This window comes from Micromonospora sp. ATA51, assembly GCF_016802855.1.
GTDB classification, from domain to species: domain Bacteria; phylum Actinomycetota; class Actinomycetes; order Mycobacteriales; family Micromonosporaceae; genus Micromonospora; species Micromonospora sicca.
The window spans coordinates 1-20540 of the sequence record NZ_JAEVHJ010000103.1 but is presented as its reverse complement, the minus strand read 5'-3'; the positions used below and the strand labels follow the sequence as shown (position 1 = coordinate 20540).

At 67.6% G+C, this 20540-nt stretch carries 22 protein-coding genes, 1 tRNA gene and 1 pseudogene; 10 read left to right on the top strand and 14 right to left on the bottom strand.

Annotated elements, in window-relative coordinates; translation table 11 throughout:
• The 3 genes and pseudogenes from JNW87_RS17720 to JNW87_RS17710 form a co-directional block, all read left to right on the top strand.
• Positions 1–408, top strand: a pseudogene (locus JNW87_RS17720) (NADH-quinone oxidoreductase subunit N); the annotation flags it as partial.
• Between the two features lie 126 nt (positions 409–534).
• Positions 535–1413 (top strand): zinc metalloprotease HtpX, encoded by an 879-nt coding sequence (gene htpX / locus JNW87_RS17715; protein WP_109802406.1) that lies wholly within the window; start codon positions 535–537, stop codon positions 1411–1413.
• A 139-nt stretch (positions 1414–1552) separates the two neighbouring features.
• Positions 1553–2812, top strand: coding sequence for an MFS transporter (locus JNW87_RS17710; protein ID WP_238454081.1), 1260 nt, complete (start codon positions 1553–1555; stop codon positions 2810–2812).
• 217 nt (positions 2813–3029) lie between these two features.
• On the opposite strand, the gene JNW87_RS17705 is transcribed toward JNW87_RS17710, so the two are convergent.
• Entirely contained in the window at positions 3030–3524 is a 495-nt protein-coding gene (locus JNW87_RS17705; protein WP_109801316.1) for a YajQ family cyclic di-GMP-binding protein, read from the bottom strand.
• Between the two features lie 150 nt (positions 3525–3674).
• Here JNW87_RS17705 and JNW87_RS17700 point away from each other — a divergent pair.
• Together JNW87_RS17700 and JNW87_RS17695 are read left to right on the top strand one after the other, a co-directional pair.
• Positions 3675–3758: transfer RNA gene (locus JNW87_RS17700), tRNA-Tyr, on the top strand.
• 224 nt (positions 3759–3982) lie between these two features.
• Positions 3983–4330, top strand: a complete 348-nt coding sequence (locus JNW87_RS17695; RefSeq protein WP_109801315.1) for a hypothetical protein — start codon at positions 3983–3985, stop codon at positions 4328–4330.
• A 259-nt stretch (positions 4331–4589) separates the two neighbouring features.
• Here JNW87_RS17695 and JNW87_RS17690 read toward each other — a convergent pair whose 3' ends face one another.
• The gene (locus JNW87_RS17690; RefSeq protein ID WP_109801314.1) at positions 4590–5084 is read right to left on the bottom strand and encodes a hypothetical protein; all 495 of its coding nucleotides are present in this window, start codon (positions 5082–5084) and stop codon (positions 4590–4592) included.
• A 609-nt stretch (positions 5085–5693) separates the two neighbouring features.
• Between JNW87_RS17690 and JNW87_RS17685 the strand changes: the two genes are divergently transcribed.
• Complete coding sequence (locus JNW87_RS17685) at positions 5694–6098, top strand: hypothetical protein (RefSeq protein WP_146231021.1); 405 nt, start codon at positions 5694–5696, stop codon at positions 6096–6098.
• Here JNW87_RS17685 and JNW87_RS17680 read toward each other — a convergent pair.
• From JNW87_RS17680 to JNW87_RS17670, 3 genes are all read right to left on the bottom strand, one after another.
• Complete coding sequence (locus tag JNW87_RS17680; protein WP_109801313.1) at positions 6061–7089, bottom strand: hypothetical protein; 1029 nt, start codon at positions 7087–7089, stop codon at positions 6061–6063. The two genes, JNW87_RS17685 and JNW87_RS17680, sit on opposite strands and share 38 nt — an antisense overlap.
• 279 nt (positions 7090–7368) lie before the next feature.
• The gene (locus JNW87_RS17675; RefSeq protein ID WP_238454080.1) at positions 7369–7947 is read right to left on the bottom strand and encodes an ImmA/IrrE family metallo-endopeptidase; all 579 of its coding nucleotides are present in this window, start codon (positions 7945–7947) and stop codon (positions 7369–7371) included.
• A 4-nt stretch (positions 7948–7951) separates the two neighbouring features.
• On the bottom strand, positions 7952–8344 hold the full coding sequence (locus JNW87_RS17670) for a helix-turn-helix domain-containing protein (RefSeq protein ID WP_238454079.1): 393 nt from the start codon (positions 8342–8344) through the stop codon (positions 7952–7954).
• Between the two features lie 167 nt (positions 8345–8511).
• On the opposite strand from JNW87_RS17670, the gene JNW87_RS17665 reads away from it, so the two are divergent.
• The 4 genes from JNW87_RS17665 to JNW87_RS17650 are packed head-to-tail and all read left to right on the top strand — an operon-like array spanning position 8512 to position 11191.
• Complete coding sequence (locus tag JNW87_RS17665) at positions 8512–8784, top strand: hypothetical protein (RefSeq protein ID WP_238454078.1); 273 nt, start codon at positions 8512–8514, stop codon at positions 8782–8784.
• A 4-nt stretch (positions 8785–8788) separates the two neighbouring features.
• Positions 8789–9229 (top strand): hypothetical protein, encoded by a 441-nt coding sequence (locus JNW87_RS17660; RefSeq protein WP_238454077.1) that lies wholly within the window; start codon positions 8789–8791, stop codon positions 9227–9229.
• Complete coding sequence (locus tag JNW87_RS17655) at positions 9226–9717, top strand: hypothetical protein (protein WP_238454076.1); 492 nt, start codon at positions 9226–9228, stop codon at positions 9715–9717. The genes JNW87_RS17660 and JNW87_RS17655 overlap by 4 nt, the downstream gene beginning before the upstream one ends.
• Entirely contained in the window at positions 9698–11191 is a 1494-nt protein-coding gene (locus JNW87_RS17650) for a ThiF family adenylyltransferase (protein WP_238454075.1), read from the top strand. Before JNW87_RS17655 ends, JNW87_RS17650 begins: the two co-directional genes overlap by 20 nt.
• Positions 11192–11196: 5 nt before the next feature.
• On the opposite strand, the gene JNW87_RS17645 is transcribed toward JNW87_RS17650, so the two are convergent.
• The 9 genes from JNW87_RS17645 to JNW87_RS17605 all read right to left on the bottom strand — a co-directional run.
• Positions 11197–12705, bottom strand: a complete 1509-nt coding sequence (locus JNW87_RS17645) for a class I SAM-dependent DNA methyltransferase (RefSeq protein ID WP_238454074.1) — start codon at positions 12703–12705, stop codon at positions 11197–11199.
• On the bottom strand, positions 12698–13924 hold the full coding sequence (locus JNW87_RS17640; RefSeq protein ID WP_238454073.1) for a restriction endonuclease subunit S: 1227 nt from the start codon (positions 13922–13924) through the stop codon (positions 12698–12700). The genes JNW87_RS17645 and JNW87_RS17640 overlap by 8 nt, the downstream gene beginning before the upstream one ends.
• A gap of 41 nt (positions 13925–13965) precedes the next feature.
• Positions 13966–16638, bottom strand: a complete 2673-nt coding sequence (locus tag JNW87_RS17635; protein WP_238454072.1) for a DEAD/DEAH box helicase family protein — start codon at positions 16636–16638, stop codon at positions 13966–13968.
• 227 nt (positions 16639–16865) lie between these two features.
• A complete protein-coding gene (locus tag JNW87_RS17630; RefSeq protein WP_238454071.1) occupies positions 16866–17321 on the bottom strand; it encodes an NUDIX hydrolase in 456 nt (151 codons plus the stop codon).
• Positions 17318–18262, bottom strand: a complete 945-nt coding sequence (locus tag JNW87_RS17625) for a DegT/DnrJ/EryC1/StrS aminotransferase family protein (RefSeq protein WP_238454082.1) — start codon at positions 18260–18262, stop codon at positions 17318–17320. The genes JNW87_RS17630 and JNW87_RS17625 overlap by 4 nt, the downstream gene beginning before the upstream one ends.
• Before the next feature lie 165 nt (positions 18263–18427).
• Positions 18428–19189, bottom strand: coding sequence for a zinc-binding alcohol dehydrogenase (locus JNW87_RS17620; RefSeq protein ID WP_238454070.1), 762 nt, complete (start codon positions 19187–19189; stop codon positions 18428–18430).
• Positions 19186–19455 (bottom strand): hypothetical protein, encoded by a 270-nt coding sequence (locus JNW87_RS17615; protein WP_238454069.1) that lies wholly within the window; start codon positions 19453–19455, stop codon positions 19186–19188. Before JNW87_RS17615 ends, JNW87_RS17620 begins: the two co-directional genes overlap by 4 nt.
• Before the next feature lie 56 nt (positions 19456–19511).
• Positions 19512–20117: a deoxynucleoside kinase gene (locus JNW87_RS17610; RefSeq protein WP_238454068.1), complete on the bottom strand. Its 606-nt coding sequence runs from the start codon at positions 20115–20117 to the stop codon at positions 19512–19514.
• The coding region (locus JNW87_RS17605; RefSeq protein WP_238454067.1) for an SAM-dependent methyltransferase at positions 20117–20540 on the bottom strand (424 nt) is incomplete at its 5' end. The genes JNW87_RS17605 and JNW87_RS17610, both read right to left, overlap by 1 nt.

The window sequence follows — 20540 nt, the reverse complement described above, 5'->3', positions numbered from 1 at the left end:
CCGGCGGACGCCGACGGCGGCACCCTGGACGACCTGCGCGGGGCGGCCCGCCGGCACCCGTGGGTCGGGGGCGCGTTCGCGCTCGCGCTGATCGGGCTGGCCGGGCTGCCGCCGGGGCTGGCCGGGCTGTTCGCCAAGGTGACGGTGGTCCGGTCGCTGCTGGACGGCCACGCCGGCTGGCTCGCCCTGGTGGTGGCGGTCAACGCGGTGCTCGGCCTCGCCTACTACCTGCGCCTCGCCGCCGGCCTCTGGGCCGCCCCGGACGCCGCCGCCCGCCCCGCCGGGGCGGACCGACCGGCCGGCGCCCGCCCGGCGACGAGCGTCGGGCTGGCCCTGGCGGTCGCGACCCTGGTGGCCGTGGTGGTCGGTTTCGCCCCGCAACTCCTGTTGGACCTGGTCGCCCGCTGATCCGGCGCAGCCGGCGCACAGCCTTTTTCAGGCAACTCTCAGTCATGAGCAGGATGGTTGACGGGTACCGGGTTGTTGAACCGGTCAGCGGATTCCTGTGCGGGTCCGCGCACCGAAGGAGCGATCGTGCATCACAACCGTCTGAAGACCGCAGCGCTGCTCGGCCTGTTGACCTCGCTGATCCTCGCGGTCGGCTACTGGTTCGGCGGGAGCGGCGGCCTCGTCTTCGCCGTCGTCGCCTCGTTGCTGATGAACGGCGTGACCTACTTCTACTCCGACAAGCTCGCGCTGCGCTCGATGCGGGCGCAACCGGTCAGCGAGGCAGAGTTCCCTGAGCTGTACCGGATGGTGCGTGAGCTGGCCACCGAGGCGCGGCAGCCGATGCCCCGCCTGTACGTCAGCCCGACCGCGCAGCCGAACGCGTTCGCCACGGGACGAAACCCGCAGCACGCGGCGGTCTGCGTGACCCAGGGCATCACCGAGATCCTCGACTACCGCGAGCTGCGCGGGGTGATCGGACACGAGCTGTCGCACGTCTACAACCGGGACATCCTGATCTCCAGCGTGGCGGCCGGGCTGGCCGGAATCATCACCTTCCTGGCGAACATCGCCTGGTTCATCCCGCTGGGCTCCTCGGACGACGAGGACGGCCCGAACCCGGCCGTGCTGCTGCTCACCCTGATCCTCGGCCCGATCGCGGCAACCATCATCCAGCTGGCCATCAGCCGGAGCCGGGAGTTCCAGGCCGACCAGTCGGGTGCGGCGCTGAGCCGGGACCCGCTGGCCCTGGCGAGCGCGCTCCGGAAGATCCACATGGGCACCCAGGCGCGGCCGCTGCCGGCGCAGGGGCAGCTGACCAGCACCGCCCACCTGATGATCGACAACCCGTTCAAGCGGGGCGGCGGCATCGCGGCGCTCTTCTCCACCCACCCCAGGATGGAGGAGCGGGTCGCCCGGCTGGAGCAGATGGCCGCCAACAGCGGTCCGGTGCAGTTCCAGCGCTGACCCACGCCGACAACCTCCGCCCGCGTCCGGTCCGGACGCGGGCGGAGTCGTGTGTCGAGGCACAAACCGGTTCCCTCCCGTCCTGCCCGGCGTTAGGGTCGAAACGTCTCTCACCCATTACATCCGTCGGAGGTCGACCGTGGCCGCACTGCGCCAGTACCTGGGCGTCTGGCGGATCCCCGGCGCGCCGATGCTGCTGATCCTCGGCATCATCGGCCGGCTCGGGATCGGCATGACCCCGCTGGCGCTGCTGCTCGTCGTCGAGCAGGTGACCGGGCGGTACGCCCTCGCCGCGGTCGCCGGGGGCTTCTACGCGCTCTGCGGCGCCGCGCTCAGCCCGGTCGCCGGGCGGGTCGCCGACCGGGTCGGCCCCACCCCCGTACTGCTGGCCACCGCCGTCGCCCACCCCCTCGCGCTCTTCGGGCTGCTCGGGGCCAGCCGGTCCGAGGCCGGCAACCTGGGCCTGATCTACCTGGCCGCCGGGGTCGCCGGCGCCACCTACCCGCCGCTGACCGCCGCCATCCGGGGCGCCTGGAACGACCTCACCGGCCCGACCTCCGGCCGGTACCACCTGCGCAACACCGCGCTCGCCGCGGAGACCTCGCTCTTCGAGATCGTCTTCGTGCTCGGCCCGCTGCTGGTGGCCGCGTTCGTGCTGGCCGCCGACGCCGCCGCCGCGCTCGTCGGCGCCGCCGTGGTCACCCTGGTCGGCACCGCCGCGGTGGCCCTCGGCCGGGTGATGCGCGGCTGGCGGCCACACCCCCGCGAGCACCACGCGAAGGGTCTCGGCCCGCTGCGGGTGGGCGGCTTCCCGGCGCTGCTGCTCTGCGTCGCCAGCCTCGGCATCGCGTTCGGCGCGGCCGGGGTCATCGTGCCGGCCTTCGCCGGCGACGCCACCGCCGACGACCCGGAGAGCCTCGCCGGCGTGCTGCTGGCCGTCTGGGGCATCGGCAGCGCCGCGGGCGGCTTCTGGTTCGGCGTACGCCGGCCGCCGGCCAACATGACCCGCCAGTTCGCCTGGCTGCTCGGCGCGGTGGCCGCCAGCTTCGCCGTCTTCGCGGTGATGCCCGGCCCGACGGCGCTGGGCGTCGCGCTGATCCTCGGCGGCGCCACCATCGCGCCCGCCCTGACCCTGGAGAACACCCTGGTCGGGCGGATCGCCCCGGCCGGCATGCTGAACGAGGCGTACACCTGGGTGGTCACCATGTCGGTGGCGGCGAGCGCCGCCGGCGGCGCGGTGGCCGGCCTGATCGTCGACCACGCCGGCGGGGTGCCGTGGGCGTTCCTCTTCGCCGGGGCGGCGGTCGCCGTCGGCGCCACGGTCGCCGCGCTCCCCGCCGGCCCCATCGCCCGCGCGGAGGCCACCGCGGTACGCACCGAGCACCGGGTTGCCGCCTGAGTGCGGCTCACCCGCCGACCGCCACAGCAGCCGGATACGCGTCGAGCGGTCACCCGATCGGGGTGACCGCTCGACGGCGTCTCAACGCGTCCCGGGCGGGTACAGCACGGGAATGTTCTTCTTCTTCTCGAACCGGGTCGGCTGCCTGGGCTCGATCCTGATCAGCGCGGTCCTGACAGTGATCCTGCTGCTGATCTTCTCGCGCTGACCGGGCTCGTCAGCGGTAGTTGGTGAACTGCAGCGCGACGCCGAAGTCCTCGCCCTTGAGCAGCGCGATGACGGCCTGGAGGTCGTCCTTCTTCTTGCCGGTGACCCGGAGCTGGTCGCCCTGGATCTGCGCCTGCACGCCCTTCGGGCCCTCGTCGCGGATCTTCTTGCTGATCGACTTGGCCTTGTCCGTGTCGATGCCCTGGATGACCTTGGCGTCGATCTTGAAGACCTTGCCCGAGGCGCGGGGGTCGCCGGCGTCCAGCGACTTGAGCGAGATGTTCCGCTTGACCAGTTTCTCCTTGAAGACGTCGAGCGCCGCCCGGACCCGCTCCTCGGTCTCCGCCTGGAGGCTGATCGCCTCCTCGCCCGACCAGGAGATCTCGGCGCCGGTGCCGCGGAAGTCGAACCGCTGCGCGAGCTCCTTCTCCGCCTGACGGAGGGCGTTGTCGACCTCCTGGCGGTCGACCTTGCTCACGATGTCGAACGACGGGTTCGCTGCCATGCTCATGCTCCTGCTGGTTCGGCGGTCTGAAGGTCTTCCGTCGCCCGCTGACCAGCGGTACGACCCCCTGACGGTACCCGGTTGCGGCGGCCCCGGGGGCAACCGCTATCCTTGCTTCCGCTGCCGCGCACGGCGTGGTGGCGACGCCCTGGCGGGTTGCCCGAGCGGCCAATGGGAGCGGACTGTAAATCCGTCGCGAAAGCTACAGAGGTTCGAATCCTCTACCCGCCACCAGGTGCGAGAACGGCCCCTGACCAGCAGTAACGCGGTCGGGGGCCAATCTTGTCTGGTCTCGTTGAGTCCAACCACTACCCGCCATCGCTCACCGTCCGGGGGCGTATTGGGGGGAAGGGTCCGAACGCCTGGTTCCGGCGAGGAATCGGACAACACGATCGACCCGCTCAGCTTCGGGTACGCGTCGGGCACGTCGGCGGACTCGGTTCCTGGATCATTGAGGCATGGCTGCTGCGCTGCTTCGCGTCACCATGGGGTCCGGCGAGATCTGGGACGACCCCTCAGAGGATCTGCTGTTCGAGTTGCTGTCGGACATGGAGCGCGGCGAGGAACAGTTCCTCATCGTGGAACGTGTCGCCGACGTCACCGGTCAGACGTTCGCGCAGGTTGCCCGTACCGATGCCGGCGGATACCTGGTCGAGTACCGCGAGGGCGACGAAGACAAGCACTTTCAGGCACTCACCGAGGACAAGCGGCTCGTCCACTCCGTGATCACGTCCTGGGCCTTCGAACTGCCCGGTTGGCGGGAAGCACTGCCTTGGGCGCCCCTGCGGTTCACCAACTACAGGTAAGGCCCGCCCTTCATCGCTGGTCGGCTCGTAGTCACCCTCAGCAACCTGGGCAAAGGCCGCCGCCAGTGGTCGTCATTGGTGGGCATTGTTCGCCCGCTGACGGCCTGGCGACGGCCTGGCCCCCCTCTTCGTTAGCGAGGCTGCGCGGCGCGGCGGCACGACGGCAGACCGGCGACGAGGCCGGCCAGGCCGAGCAGGATGCCGACGATGCCGTAGACGGTCGCGCCTGGACCTTGGGCGCTGGTCGTCGACGTCGTTCCTAGTCCGAAGGCTTGTACTGCGCAACGGTGGCATCGTCATGCCGCTTCGTCCTCGGGTAGCGCGCCCCTTCAGGGTCGTCCACCTCAATCGACCGGACGTGAGCGATCAAGGCACGCGGGCCGAGCTTGTCCAGGAGATCAAGGTAGTCCAGCCAGCGGCAAATCCGCATCTGATCGACGGGACGCGTTGCGCCGTCGGACATCACGCTCGCCCGTCGCACAGCTGGACGTGCATATGTCGCGACACGCGCATGTGCAGCGGCCTCCGAGTCGGCAGCGGCAACCCACCAGCCATCGGCACGGTTCCGGGTGATGGTCTGGTGCTCGACGTAGGCCGCTAGCGCCTGCGCATGCTCGGGAGTACCGAACAACAGACCGGCGACGACCTCGGGCTCTGGCCCACAGATGTCCTCCACCGCGAGGTCACACGTCACCGCGGGTCCCGTCTCCAGGTCCACCACCACCGTTGCATCCGACAGCGCGAGCGTGTCCACCTCCCGCTTTCCGCGCGGAGAATGCCGACAGCAGCACAGGGAGTACCGGGGTCATCGAGGTCGCAGGTGTCGGCATGCGCCGCGGCTACCGCAGCGATACCGGCTGCCAAGCCGTCGGCAAGCGCGATGTCTGGAGACGCGACGAGTGCGGCGAGCGTGCGGATGCCGAGCTGCCGGGCGTACCACCTGACGCCGTGGCGGCAGCCGCCGGACGGGATGCCTGCCCCATCGACGACCACTGCCAGATCACTGGTGGCGACGACAAAGTCTTCATTCGGCCGGCCGGGGGCGGCATCCGTAGCGAGCACGAAAGACAAGGAGTTGCCTCTCCGAGCAGCGGGCAAGGCATTGATCAACTCTCCATCAGATTAGAACCAACCTGCCGGGCCAGACAACAGCATCCGGCGTACAGGTCGACTCGTCCGTCGCCCACCAGGCCAGCCGCTGTCACATGGCGGCTGGCCTGCTGTTTCTTCGGGCGCTGCTGGTCGTCGCCGGTCGTTGTTGGTCGACGTTTGACGGCCCTGTGACGGCCCAGACGGCCCAGCGACGGCCCAGAATGGCTACAGCACTCCTGCGCGCCTTCGGCCGGGCCGTTAGCCTTCCCAGGTGTCCTACCCGGTGTGGAACTACTACCCACGCAACGTTCGGCCGCCGGAGTGGGTCGAGGGCTTCCTCTCCGTCATCCATGACGCCGCCCCGCACATCTCAACGGCGGAGCCGCGTGTCGGCGTCACGAGCGACATGGTGCTACGCCACCTTGCTGCTGGACTCCAAGGTCTTGGCTTCGCGGTCGAAACGGGCAAGACGGCTGCCGGGAAGATCCGCCGGCCCGTCTTGTTTGGTGACAACGGGCGAGCCGAGGTGTCGTACGAGATCGACGCCTTCCACGACGGCCATGGCATCGTGGTGGAAGCCGAAGCAGGGCGCGGTGCTCGGGGCAACCCTGGCAACGGCGCTACTCACCCTCGCCCACTCAGGCTGGTGAGAAGACGACCTGCCAGGCTCCGGTGATGTGCTCGGGCACGATCTCGATGGTCACTGGGTCGCCGGGTTTCAGGTCGAGGCCGAACTCACGCTTCCACGCGCCTCTCCTGTCGCCGAACCTGCCGGAGCTGCTCATCGCGTAGTCCCACCACTCGCCGGTTATGATCTCCACGCCGTTGACGCGGACGTGGAGGAGCCCCGGCGTCTGGGAGAGCATGTCGACCGAGTCGATCGTCTTCCAGGTCAGGGTCCGCTGGACCGGACGCGTCGGGTCGGCCGGATCCGATCGGACGATGACGGCGTCCGGGCAGAGCCTCTCGGTGCAGCCAGCCATGAGCGTCTGGTGCAACGGGTCGAGTGGTCCTGATGGCCGGGGCGGCAGCGGGTACTGGTCGAACGGGATCCGCACACCGATCGCGAGCCCGAACGTGCCGCTGTCCGGGATCGCCACCGGGACCAAGTCCGTCCCGTCGAACCGCTTGGCTCCGGCGATCGTCATGACGAACGTGGCGGGCTTGCCGACCGCCACGTCGAGCCCGTCCCAGCTCATCTGCCGGCTGGAACCGCCGCAGCCGCCACCGAAGAGAAAGTGGCCGTTGACGCTCACCTTCTCATCGGGCTCGACGTTGTCTCCGGTGCCGGCGCAGCGGGTGAAGATGACGAGATCGAGCGTGGTGGGCACGATGGTCAGCTCGATCCGGCGCTCCGGCAGCGCGGCGGACTCCGCAGCCACGACACGCGCGCCCCAGGCGTACTCCGGGAACCCTTCGATGGTGCGTACCGGCGACGGGCTGTCCGCCGGGGTGGGGGTGACGTCCGCGCGGAGCCCGGGCACGACGGCGGCCGCGGCGATGCCGGCCAGGGCGACCACCGCGCAGGTGGCCCAGGTCGCGATCCGGCGCCGCCGCCGCGCGACCACCTTGGCGCGTACCCCATGCAGCCGCACGTGGTGCATGACGTGCTCCGCCGAGCCGCCGGAACGCTCGTCGAGCACCTGCTTGAGATCGGTCAGATTCATCCCAGCATCCCTTCCGGCGTCAGCGTCTCGTCGAGGCGGAGCTTGGCCATTGCCCGGCTGGCCTGGCTCTTGACCGTAGTCAAGCGTCGAAAGAAGCCAGGCAGCTCTCACCAGCCCGACCTGGGTACCTGTACCAGGAGGTGGCCGGCGTTACGAGCTGATCAAGCAAGGAGCCGGCCACCCGGCCAACTGGGTCCGCCCAGCCTCGGCTGCAAACCGAAGCGACAAGGCGCAGGTGTCACTACGTCTAGGCCGAAGGTCGTGGAAGCGGCCGACAAACTAACGGTGGGCCGTAGGCTGGCGACTCTTGCGCTGCCGCAGCCTTTCCGCACCGCTCATGTTGAGGCGGTACCGGAGCATCTCTGGGCTGATGCCGTAGCGGCGTTGGGCGGCGTCCGCTGGGACGTTCCGCGTGACGAGACCTCGTGCGGCTTGGTCCGTGAGCAGTAGCTTCCCGCCTAGGCAGTCCGCCTCGTCCTCCATCTCCTGGTCCCAGTGACGGCACCCGCTGGCGTTGAACGCTATGGCAGGGGTATGTAGAAGCAGACCGTGCGCGAGTTCGTGGCAAATACTGGAGCATTGCCGAGGGAGCCCGTGTGCGTCGTTAACGACGATGCATCGCTTCGAGCCCCTGAACACGGTCGCGGCGCTGAGCGACTTGTCGTCCCCCTCCAGCAGGCACGACACCGCCGGCTCTTCAACCGCGATGTCGCTGAGTTTCCGGATCTCGATGTCCAGGTGCGCAGCTAGCTTCCACGGGTCCAGTGGGTCGAAGTTTCCGAGTCCAAGCTCGGCTCGGATGGACTCGGCGATCTCGTTTGCTTCTCCGTGGAAGCCTCTACGCAGCTTGCCCGCCATCAGCTCAGCCGTCCGTCATCTGGCGATACATGACCTCGATGACCTTCTCGATCGCCTCGGCCTTGCGGTCGTCGAGGTTCTTGTCTGCGCGCAGGTAGGTTGACACACCAGCGAGTGTGCCGTGTGTTTCCTGCCTTGGCTGCGTCCGACGAACGAAGTCGTCGGCGCTCAGTCCGGCCCAATCCACCAGCGCGGCCAGGCTGTCGACATCCGGTCGGCGTCCTTGGGCCAGCCGGGTCAGCGTTGACGGACTCACCTTGGCCTCGTCCCCCACCTGCTTCCAGCGCAGCCCTCGCTCCGCCCGGGTCCGGTCCAGCGCCGCGTAGAACGCTGCGGCGTCGAAGCGCCCCTTCTCAGGCTCATCGCTCATCCCGTCTCCCTCGTTTCGTCGAGCCATCCCATCATTGCACGAGTGAAACCACTTGCAGCATCGGCATCTCCGTGAGAAGGTCAAGTTGCAACACCGGCACGCGTTGCGATGTAGCAATCGCAGCGCACCGAGAGGTCGGGGTGAAGTCTGCCCACCCTCCGGCACCAAGATTCACTGCGCGAAAGAGAGCAACCATGCCCAACAAGCCCCACGACATCGAGGTCACGGTCACGTTCGCGACCGCTGAACGGCCGTACCGTCACGAGTACACCGGCTCGGTCACGATCGACACCGTGCTGGGAGATTCCCTGACGGCCTTCGGCGTAACCGCTGACGGGACCACCCGGTACTACCTCAAGCACGACGGCGACGAAGTCCCCGTCGACAAGACGCTCGGAGAGATCGCGGGCCACGCCCACGCTCTGCACCTCAAGCTGCGCACCGAGACGATCCAGGGCGCGAGCTGACCCGATGTTGGATATCGAGAGCACGATCACTCTCGCACGGGACGTCCCGCCGGTGGAGGAATTCCTAACCTCCAACGGCGGGCGGCTCGTGCACCGAGACGAAGACCCCGCAGGTCTTTACTGGGCTGTCATCCAACCCACCGCTCCGGGCAGTACCCAGTTCGTCGCACGGATCTTCTGGACGGTCTATCCCCACCGACCACCATCGCTACTGTTCGCTCCCGCGATCGGCCAGCCGACCAGCGATGCCCGGGGCTGGCCCGCAGCGAGTGGATATCGCGCTCCGAACGACATCTGCAAGCCTTTCACTGCTGAGGGGCAGGCCCTCCACGCGGAATGGGCGACCGGCCCGCACGCCTGGCGCAACACCGGCAATCCGTTCCTCTTCGTCGTGGAGAACATCGTCGAGGACATCAACCGGATCGGGGGTGCACGAGCAGCATGACTCAGCCCAACCTCATCGTGCCGACTCCAGCCGTCACCCGCCTTTGCGCCGACATTCGCCGCTTCGGCCGAGCCGGCGTCGAGACAGGTGGCCTCCTGCTCACAAAGCCTGGCGACTCGACGGTGAGCGTCGTAGCGGTCGCCGGCACCACTGGCATCGTCCGCAAGCACGGGTTGTTCTGCATCACCAGGCCCGCCTTCGATGCAATCTTCACCTGGGCCGAGGACAACGAGCTGCAGGTCCGCGCGATGGTTCACTCGCACGCTAAAGAAGCGTTCCTGTCCCGAACCGACCGTGAGGGTGGCCTGCGGGTGAAGGGCTTCCGTAGCGCGGTTGTTCCCACGTTCGAAAACCCGCCCGAGGACCTCGCTCTGTGGCGCTGGTGGACCTTCACGTCGGACTGGACGCCGACTGAAGCGCCACGATGCGACCCGGCGGCTTGTATCGACAGTGTTGTCTTCGACGGAGATGGTGTACGTGCCGACTGACTACAGCCGCAGTCTCCTGCTCGCCGCAACCGCTACGGGCGGTGAACCGGAGAGCCTCCGCGGTCGGATCGAAGCGTCCCAGGTCCACATCTCCGTGGACCTCACTGTGCCTGGCAGCAGCACGTGCCTCCGCGTCCTTGTCGCAGACCTGAGGCGCCTGCCTATCCAACTCAGTCTCGACCCCGGTCACGGCTCCGGACGACTGGGCGACGACCTCCTAGACCAAGTCGTAAGCATCGCCGCCGGTATCGACCCGGAACGGCCGATCACGGTTGGTGCTGCACCGCCGGACGCGCTTCACGTGCAGGTCGGTGTCGACCATGCAGCCGCGCACCTCAGCGGCGTCCCCGACGGACACGGCACGCATATCCGAAGGCCTGGACAGCCGTTTCCGAAGTTGCGGTACGCCGGCAGCGGCCTCGGCTCCGTCCTGACCGCCGCCATGCTCACCGGCGAAATCTTCAAGACGGTCACTGCGCTCCGACCAGGATCACACCGCCGCATCGAGGCGCTCGACTTCTGCCCAGTCAGACTCTTCTCACCACATGAGCAGGCTCCCCAGCACCTGCACGTCGAGCGACTCGCGCTCATCGGCGCGGGTGCGATCGGCACCGCCGTCGCGCTCATCCTTCGCGCGCTGGAAGCAACCGGAGAGATGACCGTCGTCGACCGACAGATCTTCGAACCGCCGAACGTGATCACCTACAGCCTCGGCACCGGTCAAGACGCCGCCGCCCGACTCCCCAAGGTCGACATAGTCGAAGCAGCGCTCCAACACATGAACATTCGCCGCGTTCACGGGACGGTCGACGACTTCATTGCACAGATCGACGCGGGCCACAAGCCTATGCCGCAGTCAGTGCTCGGTGCCGTCGACAACATCGCGGCACGCCACGACCTCCAACGCATCTACGCCGACCTTGTCCTTGACGGCGGCACCGGTGGACGCGCCGGCACCACCGTCAGCCTGCACGAAGCCCTGCCCACCGGTCCATGTATGCGCTGCTACTTCCCCGCCAGCACGACGACATTGACCGCTGAGCAGCGCCTCCACCAGGCTACCGGGCTGCCGCTGGCGCGCATCGCTCGAGGCGACCAAGCCCTCACTGAGGATGATCTGCGCGGCCTACCCCGCCAGGGCCGTCAGTTGCTCGAACGACACGTTGGACAACCCGTGTGCGGCCTCGGCCGTGTCATGGGTCTGACCACTGCCGCCGGCGACGACAGCTATCAGCCGTCGGCAGCGTTCGTCGCTCAGCAAGCCGCGAGCCTCATGGTCGGTGCGCTGATCGCCCGCACCCACCCCGGAGGCAGCCGTATCCCGATCCGTCAGATCGAGTACGACACGCTGTACGGCCCCCGGCCCGACATGGTCGACGATCGTCGACCGCGCTCAGACTGCTACTGCCAGACCAATGCGGACGTCATCCGACTGGTACGCGCTCAACGCGCCAAGAACATCCTCACGCAGTGAGCATTTCAAGCTAACGGCCCTGATGACGCCATGCGGTCGGCCGTGTCGGTGGCTTCCAACGCGGCAGCGACAGCCTCGAATTCGGCCAGGGCTGCGGTGAGATCCTCGACGATCTCTCTTGCGATGACCTCGGGTGCCGGGAGGTTTTCCATGTCCTCGAGGGACTCGTCGCGCAGCCAGGTGATGTCGAGGTTGACCTTGTCCCGGGCCAACAGTTCCTCGTACGTAAACGCCTTGAACCGCTCCGTCTCGACGCGCTCGGACCTGGGCTTGCCTGGGAGGTAGCAGGCGACGAAGTCGTCGAGGTGGTGGCGGCGTAGCGGGTTCTGCTTAAGGGTGAAGTGCTGGTTGGTCCGCAGGTCGTAGATCCACAGCCGGTCGGTCCATGGCCTTTCGGCAGCGGGCTTCTTGTCGAAGAACAGCACGTTGGCCTTGACGCCTTGGGCGTAGAAGATGCCAGTGGGCAGGCGCAGCATGGTGTGCAGGTCGAAGTCCCGCAGTAGCCTCCGCCGTAGGGCCTCCCCCGCACCGCCCTCGAACAGCACGTTGTCTGGCAGGACGACGGCGGCGCGGCCGTTGATATCAAGGATCGTGGCGATGTGCTGAAGGAAGTTGAGCTGCTTGTTGGCGGTGGTGACGACGAAGTCCTGCCGCTCGATTTCGCGCTCGTCGCGGGCCTCTCGGCCGTCCGCGCCGACCATCGTTAGGGACGACTTGCGGCCGAACGGCGGGTTGGACAGCACGACTGAGTACCGCTGGCCTGGGTCGGCGATCAGCGCGTCCTTGACCTCGATGAGGCTGTCGCCGGTAGGGGTGCCGATGCCGTGTAGCAGCAGGTTCATCGCGGCGAGCCGGGCGGTCCCATCGACCAACTCAACTCCGTGGACGAAGGTGTCGCGCAGGTGGGCGCGTTCGGTCGGGGTCAGCGTCTCTGCGTGGCGGGAGGCGTACTCGTGCGCCGCCAGCAGGAAGCCGCCGGTGCCGGCGGCCGGGTCGACCACGGTGTCGCGGACGGTCGGCCGGATGCAGTCGACCATCGCCTGGATCACCGGACGGGGTGTGAAGTACTGCCCGGCGCCGGATTTGATGTCCTCTGCGCCCTTGGAGAGCAGTTCCTCGTACGCGTCGCCCTTGATGTCCGTGCCGGCGGCCGACCAGTACTCCTTGTCAATCAGATCGACGATTAGCCGCTTGAGCTTGGCCGGGTCCTGGATGCGGTTTTGCGCCTTGCGGTAGATCGTGCCGAGCGTGCCGGGCTGGCGGGCCAGGTCTTCGAGGATGTGCCGGTAGTTGATCTCCAGGTCGTCACCCTCGGCGTCCAGCAGCCGCTGCCACGAGCAGTGCGCTGGCACGATCCGCTCCGGCTTTAGCGGCCGGGTCTCGCGCTCGTGTGCCATCTTCAAGAACAGCAGGTACGTGAGCTGCTCGGTGTATTCGATCGTGCCGACCCCGTCGTCGCGCAGCACATTGCAGTACGACCACAGCTTGTCGACCAACCGCCGCGCGTTAGACACCGGCCATCTCCTCAACCATGTCTATGTCGCTAGCCCGCCCTGTCAGCCGCCCCGAGAACGCCGCCTCAAGCAACGCCTTCCGGAGTGTCTGACCTTGGCGTCTCGCGGTATTAGCAGCCCTGGCCAGCCGACTATAGGTCTGTTCAATCTCCGAGAGTTCGGATACCAATTCCCGTTGACGCGCCAAGGGTGGAATCTTGAGCAAGATCGATGCAATAGCCTGTTGATCGATCTTGGGCATCGAGCCTGCAAGTCCTCTCGCCTTGCTGCGCAGATGGCGGTGGACTCGTTCGCTACGCAGCACCGCCGTCACATACTCGGGGAGCGCGGCGTCGGTGTCGACCCGCAGGCGGATCATGAGATCGGGGAAAATTGCCCAGTTGGGCGGGCCGTCGAACATGGCGGCCGTTCCGACCAGTTCCGGCGTATTCGACCGCTGCACCAGGATGTCTCCCGGGGTCAGCCATAGTGCTTCGACTCGTCTCGGTTCAGCCGCACTCATCTTTGTGTAGGCTTCAGAGAAAGAACATCGCGTGACGGCCGTTAGTGTCAACGTCCTAATACCAGGTTCACCGTCACGTGCGGCTCGGGCCGAATGGCCGTTGCGCATCGGTTCTCGCAACAGTTCTGCCACGCTTCTTACGGACGCATCCAGATTTGAGAGCAGGCGGTCGATACTTGCGCGCCTCCAGCCGTCGACTCGACGGGCAGCAGAATCAACCTCAAACTGTGCGGCAGCAAGCCGGGAGAGATGGTGGTCAAGAACTTGGACGATTCGTTGCTGCTCCATAATCGGCGGTACTGGAAATTCAACCGATTTAAGGCGACTTGCGGATAAATGCGCAATATTTGTGGTAATGCGAGCTTCGCGAGCGAAGCGTCGGGAGTGCATGTGCCGACGGAAGACAGCCAGCGCCCACTCGGGTAGGACATCCGGCCCTGCACGAAACCTGAGCAGCGTATTGGTAAAGGCGACGTTCTCGGGGACACCGCGGTAGATGGCGGGCCTGCCGAGGAGCTCTGGACTCTGGCCTTCGTTAAGGAGAACGTCGCCGGGTTCCAGCTTGTACCGCTCGTAGACGTCCGAGAAGTCCATCTCCTTCAAGTCCGACGTATCGATCCGATCTTCGAAGACGTTGGCGACGCGGAGGTACGGACGCATTTCCGGACCGGCGTGCCAGTTGGGGTGCCGCTGACGCCCAAGGTCGATGCGGCCCACCTCGCCAACGGTTGCCCAACGCCACCCAGGAGGCAGGTCCGTCACGCGGTCAGCTCCGTGTTGAGTTGGTCGATGAGAGCGGCGGTGCGGGGGCCGAGTTCGCGGATGGCACCGTCGATGCCGCCGCGTTCGGTGAAGGGGGCGTTGTCCAGGTCGTCGGGGCTGATGCCGGCCGACGCGGCGATCACTTCGACCATGCGGTCCAGCCACCACCTCTCCGTCTCGGTGAACGTCACCCCGGCCTGTTCCTGCTGGCGGAGCCAGCCGGCGTACCGCTGGCGGATCTTCTCCGCGTAGGGCACGAGTTCGTTATCTTGCCCGATGGTGTACCGGATCAGCGACACCAGGTCGGTGAGGGTGTGCCGGTCGCTGTGCCGGACGAGGTCAGCTTCGATGGCTTCGTGGGCAGCCCAGATGAGGTCGATGGTCCAGTTGCGGGGCGGGCGCTGGATGCGCTCGGCGAGTTCCTTGATGTCGGCGAAGGAGACCCGCCGCTCGCGCGCCTCGGCCAGCAGTTGGATCGCGGTGATCTCGTCGCGGTGCTCGTCCAGGTACGCCCGCCAGGACTCGACGATCGACTGGGCGCGAGAGGTGTCGACCACCCCGTGGGCGTCTTCGAGCACGTCGACGCTGACCTCGTCGATGATCCGGTCGTGGGTGCGGCGGAGCTCCAGGATCCGCTGGCGCAGTTGCGGGTTCGCCGCGATAGGCCGAACCGCGGTCTCGAGCAGGGCCTGGACGGCGGCCTGCGGATCGACGGCGTCGGCGCTGGCGCGGGCTTGGGTGTCGGGGTCGACGGCGTCGACCAGGCCGCGGACGATGCCGCGGACCGAGCCGCCGGCGACGGCGTCGAGTTCCGTGCGCTCGTCGGTGGTGAGTTGCAGCTCCAGGGCGGCCAGCCGGGAGGCGAGGGTGGCGGTTTCGGCCTCGGTGAGGGTGAGGGTGGCGGCCTTGTCGAGCAGCTGCTTGAGCGAGACGCCCTTCTCCCGGTTCAGGGGTGGGTCGACGAAGTCGTGTTCGGTGACGCCGACGGCGTCGACGACGACGAACCGGGTCTTCTCCCTGGCGTCCGGGGTGACCGCCTGGAAGTCGGCCGAGGCGATCGTGCGGGCGCCGCGGCCCTTCATCTGTTCGAAGTACGCCGCAGAGCGCACGTCCCGAATGAAGAACACACATTCGAGAGGTTTGACGTCGGTTCCGGTGGCGATCATGTCGACGGTGACCGCGATGCGCAGACTCGCCGACGTGCGGAAGGCCTGGAGTTGGCCCTTCGGATCGCGGGCACTGTAGGTGATCTTCGCGGCGAAGTCGTTGCCCTTGCCGAACACTTCACGGACGGTCGTAACAACCTCCTCGGCGTGGGCGTCGTCTTTACAAAAGATCAGCGTCTTGGGGACCGTGTGCCGGCCGGGGAAGATCTCGGTGAACAGCTTGTCTCGGAACGTCTCCAGCACCAGGCGGATCTGCGAGGTGGCGGTGACCGCCCGGTCGAGTTGCTTGTGGGTGTACTCCAGATCCTCGTCCAAGGTTTCCAGCCGCTGGACCCGGGTGCGGCGGTCGACCTTCGGCACGACTGTGCCGGCGTCGATCTTCGAACCCTGGCTGCTGATCTGCGTCTTGATCCGGTACAGGTCGAAGTCGACGTTGACGTTGTCGGCCACCGACTGCGGGTAGGTGTACTCCGACACCAGGTTCTGCCGGAAGAAGCCGAAGGTCTGCTTGCCGGGGGTGGCGGTCAGGCCGACGATGTGCGCGTCGAAGTACTCCAGCACCCCACGCCACACCCCGTAGATGGACCGGTGCGCCTCGTCCACGATCACCAGGTCGAACGTCTCCGGCGGCATCCCCGCGTTGTAGACGACGCTGACGGGGACGTCCGGCACGTACCCGTCGAGGCCCGGGTCGTCGCCCTCGGGAGCGGTGTCGCCAGCGAGGACCTTGTAGACCCGCTGGATCGTGGAGATCACCACGCTGGAGCTGCCCAGGATGCCGGCGCTGGTGAGCTTGTCGACGTTGTACAGCTCGGTGAACCGCCGCCCGTCGCCGGGGGTGCGGTAGTTCTGGAACTCGGCCAGGGTCTGGTCGGCCAGGTTGTTGCGGTCTACCAGGAACAGCACCCTAGTGAACCCGCCGTGCTTGAGTAGCCGGTAGCACTCGGTCACGGCCGTGTAGGTTTTGCCGGCGCCGGTGGCCATTTGCACCAGCGACCGGTCGAACCGCTGCGCGGCCAGCGACCGCTCAATGCCTTCGATCGCCGTGATCTGCGCTGGGCGCAGTGGAGCGGTATCCAGGGGTGGCAGGTGACGGACCTTAGCCCGCCACGTCGGTCGCTTGGGGTCGGCTTCCGCGTTACGGACGATCCTGGCCAGGGTGCCGGGCTGCGGGCACGCGAAGACACGCCGGGCCCGCGGCTGGGGATCGTAGCCGTTGGTGAAGTGGGTTTCCGAGCCGCTGGCCTCGAACACGAACGGCAGCCGTCCGTCGCGGGTCAGCGCCTTCAGCCGTACCGCAGGCGGCAGGCCCTCGGCGTACATGGCCGACTGCCACTCCACCCCTGACAGCGGGGTTCCCTCCGGCTTGGCTTCGATCACCCCGACGACCCGCTGGTCGACATACAGGAGATAGTCGACTCGGCCGTGGCCCCTGGCCATGATCGCCTCACGGACGGCCACGCCCGTGCCCGCGAAGAGGTTGGTCTCGGAGCGGTCTTGCACGACCCAGCCGGCATCGCGAAGCTGTCGGTCAATCAAGATCCGGGCGCGTTGCTCCGCCTGAAGCCGAGGATCATCAGACGTTACCCCCACAGTCAGTAGAGGCTAGTCGATCAATCATACTCTCCGCATCCTCCTCGTGACCGACCATCAGGGGTGATACGAGCTTGCCCGGCGGACGCCGGGCAAGTTGCGCCAGCGTCCTCGACTTGGTCCTCGCCGCCGCGGTCTCAAGCCGGTTGAGGAATCAACCTGGCGGCTTCGGTGATAAGGGCAGGAAGTTCGGCAGGCGTGCGGAGAGTCGCCACCTTTTCGACGGGCACCCACCTCGCGCCTCCAACCTCTTCGACTTGGGCCGTCAGGTTGCCACGGGTGGCTTGGCAGACGTAGACGAAGTCGATGTGCCGGTGTGGTCCGACCTTGCGGTCTTCGATGTCCATCTCGATGATGGCGAATGGGCTCGGGATGCTGCGTACGGCGGGGTGCCGGAACGGCTGTGGGCCGAGAATCTCGGCGATAATCCCGGTCTCCTCATGTACCTCGCGGAGTGCAGCCTCGGCGGGGTCTTCGTTGGGGTCGATGTGCCCACCGGGGTACAGCCACAGGTCGATCTTGTTGTGGTGCACGAGAAGGACGTGGCCCTCGTCGTTGAAGACGACGGCTGAGCTGGTGAAATGACGGATCATGCTCGGGTCTCTCCCTGGGCGATCTGGGCCACGCGGTCGGCCATCCACGCTACGGTCGCGTCCGTCATTCCGGGGTGAACTGGGAGTTGGACGGTGGTCGTGGCGAGGTGTTCGGCGTTGGGGCACTGGTTGGCGTAGGGCTGGAAGATGGGCTGGTGGTACAGCGGCCGGTAGCGCCACCGGATCGAGTCGGGTGGGAGTCCGGCGGCCTCGAACGCGGCGGCGACCTGCGGGATGCGGTCCTTGATGGTGAGGACGAGGTTGTAGTAGTTCGGCTTGTCCTGGACCCCGTACGGCAGTTCCCGCAGCAGGCCGCCCGGCGGCAGCGCGGCGAGGATGCGTTGGGCGTTGCGGCGGCGTCGGTCGAGTTGGCCGTCGAGGAGCTTGAGCCGGCGCAGGCCGATGGCGGCCAGGGGGCCGGCGAGCTTGTAGTTGACGCCGTGGGTGGTGCCGCGCAGGTGGCCGAGGTGGGTGTACCAGTCGATGCGCTCGCCGAGTTCCTCGTCGTCGGTGAGGACGAAGCCGCCCTCGCCGGTGGATAGGAGCTTGCGGTCGTGGGTGGAGAAGCAGCCGACTGCGCCGTGGGTGCCGGCGAACTGGTTGCCGACTCGGGTGCCGTGGGCTTGGCATGCGTCCTCGATTACCGGCACTCCGGCTTGGGCGAGGAGGTCTGCGCTGGCTCGTTCGTCGTTGGGGTAGCCCCAGAGCGGCAGGGTGATGGCGGCGCGGGTGCGTCCGGTGAGCTTGCGCTGGACGTCGGCGGGCTCGAGGGCGAGGGATTCGGGCAGGGTATCGACAGGGACGGGCGTGGCTCCGCACGTGAGCACCGGCATAGCTGTCGGCAGAGGCGCGGTGGCGGGGACCAGGACTTCCGTGCCGGGTCGGACGTCGAGGGCGATGAGCGCGGCGTGCAGCGCGGAGGTTCCCGAGTTGACAGCGATGGCGCGGCGCGCGCCGAAGCGCTTGGCGAGCGCGTTTTCGTAGATGGCAAGGACGGGGGCGCGCCGGAGAGGCGGCCGTCGTCGAGGGTGGCGCGGATTTCGTCCAGTTCGCCGCAGGGTGCAGGGGTGTACCGGTCGTCTACGGGGTTGAGGACGTCGTGGCTGCTACTTGTCATAGGTCAGCACCACCTTGATGGTTTCCTCGGGGCGCTGGGCGATCAAGTGGTACGCCTTGGCCGCCTCGCTGAAGGGGAAGCGGTGGGTCACCAGGCTGTCGACATGCACGTGCCCACTGATGACCAGGTCTCGGGCTGAGGCGCTGAGTCGGGGCAGGTCCCAGGCGGGATAGGCGCGCTGTGGGCAGCCGTTGACGGTCATTGAGGAGACTAGGGTGATGCGGTTGCGGTGGTACTCCTCGCCGAGTCGTAGGCCGTCCTGATCGCCGTGGTAGGAGGCGACGGTCGCGACCCGGCCGCCTACCCGGACGCAGCGGATCGCCTCGTGCAAGCCACGGTAGGAGCCGGAGGCTTCGATGGCGACGTCCGCGCCCTGTGGGCCGCAGAGCTTGCGGACCTGCACGGCGACATCGTCGTCGGTAGCGGCGTGCACGGGTGTTATGCCGAGGGAGTCGGCGGTGTCCAGGCGCAGCGGGTAGCGATCCACTCCGATGACCTTGGCGGCTCCGGCGAGTCGCGCGAGCTGGCCGGTGAGAAGGCCGACGGTGCCGAGCCCCACCACGACGACGGTGTCGCCGAGGCGCACCTCAGCGTCGTGCACGCCGCCGAGGGCGACGCGCGCCAAGATGAAGAAGACGGCGCGTTCGGGGTCGACACCGGCCGGCAAACGGCTGGCGACGGCAGCGTCCGCGGGAACGATGTGCGCGGTGCCGTGCGGGCGGTCGAGGGTGATGAGGTCGCCGATGCTCACTTCACTGACAGCGGCTGCGCCGATGGCGGTGCCCGCGCGATGGTCTCGTAGCCTGGCGCTACCGGGAAGTCCCGTCCGGCGCCTTCGAGGAAGATGCGTCGCTGCGGGTCCCAGGATCGGTGTAGCGCGGCGGCGTCGCCGGCCACCCAGGCCATCTCGGTGCCGTGGCTGATGCCGGAGACGACCGATTCGGCGTAGACGTCGTCGGGGCCGAGTGTGGGCAGGTGCTCGCGGACGATCTCGACCTGACCCGGTCCAGTGATCATGACCCTGCTGCAAGGAGGCGCGTGGGCAGTGCGTGGCTGTGCGACGTCGGTTTCGGTCATGACCTCTCCAGGGCTGGTAGGCGGGCAAGGAGCGCGTTGACGTCTTCGTCGTTGAAGGCGTCGAACTCGCTGGTGTCGAGCCGCATGATTCGGCTGGCGTAGTCACCTAGCGGTGTGTCGAAGGCTCGGGTGAGGTGTTCGAGGTAGGCGGTGGACAGCGCGGATTCCATGGGTCTGCCGCGATGCGCGATCCGGCGGGCCAGGACCGGTGCCGGTGCGGTCAGGGCGATGAGGAGGTCGGGTCGTGCGGCGGCGTCGCTCCAGGTGGCGCAGGTCTTCCTCACCCGGCTGGCGTCCTCGGGCGGCAGGGTGGTGTGGGCGAAGATGACCTGCTGCGCCATGGACCAGTCCGCCACAACGGGTGTGCCCTGGGTGAGCAGGTCGTGAATCTCGCGAAGTTGAGCGACGCGGAGCGCAAGGAAGGTCAACTCGACCTGGAGAGCCAGGGCCACGGGGCGGGTCTTCCCCGCGGCGTAAAGCTTCGGGAGAGAGGGGTTGTCGACGAACGGGTCGCGCATCAGGCGCGCTCCGAGACGCTCGGCGAGTCGCTGTGCGAGGGTCGTCTTGCCGGCACCCGTTGGCCCGGCGAGTCCGATGAACATCAGCGCTGGCCCTCTCGCCGGGATGCCTGTCGTCCGGTGGGTTCCGGCCTTGGCTGTTCCGTCATGACAGCTGCTCCCTTCATGCCAACCCCGGCGAGGAAGCTGGCGAGGAAGGGGCTCGCCGACGAGTCTTCCGCCGCGAGATGGTCCTCGGGGTCGGGGCGCCAGTGAGATACCGGGACGAGTGCGGCGCTGTTCGGGCGTGACGCTGCGCCGGGTTGGGGCGCGACCATGGCGAAGTCACCGAACAGCGCCAGGACGTCGGCGAGGTGGCGGAGTTGAAGGGGGGTGGGGGTGCGCTGGTACAGCCGCTGGACCTCCTCGGTCTGGCTGGTGGCCGTGCCGGAGGTCGCGTGGGAAATGACGAGGGCGCTGCCGGGACTCGCTGCGGCGCGGAAGGGTTCCACGATGGCGTTGACGTCT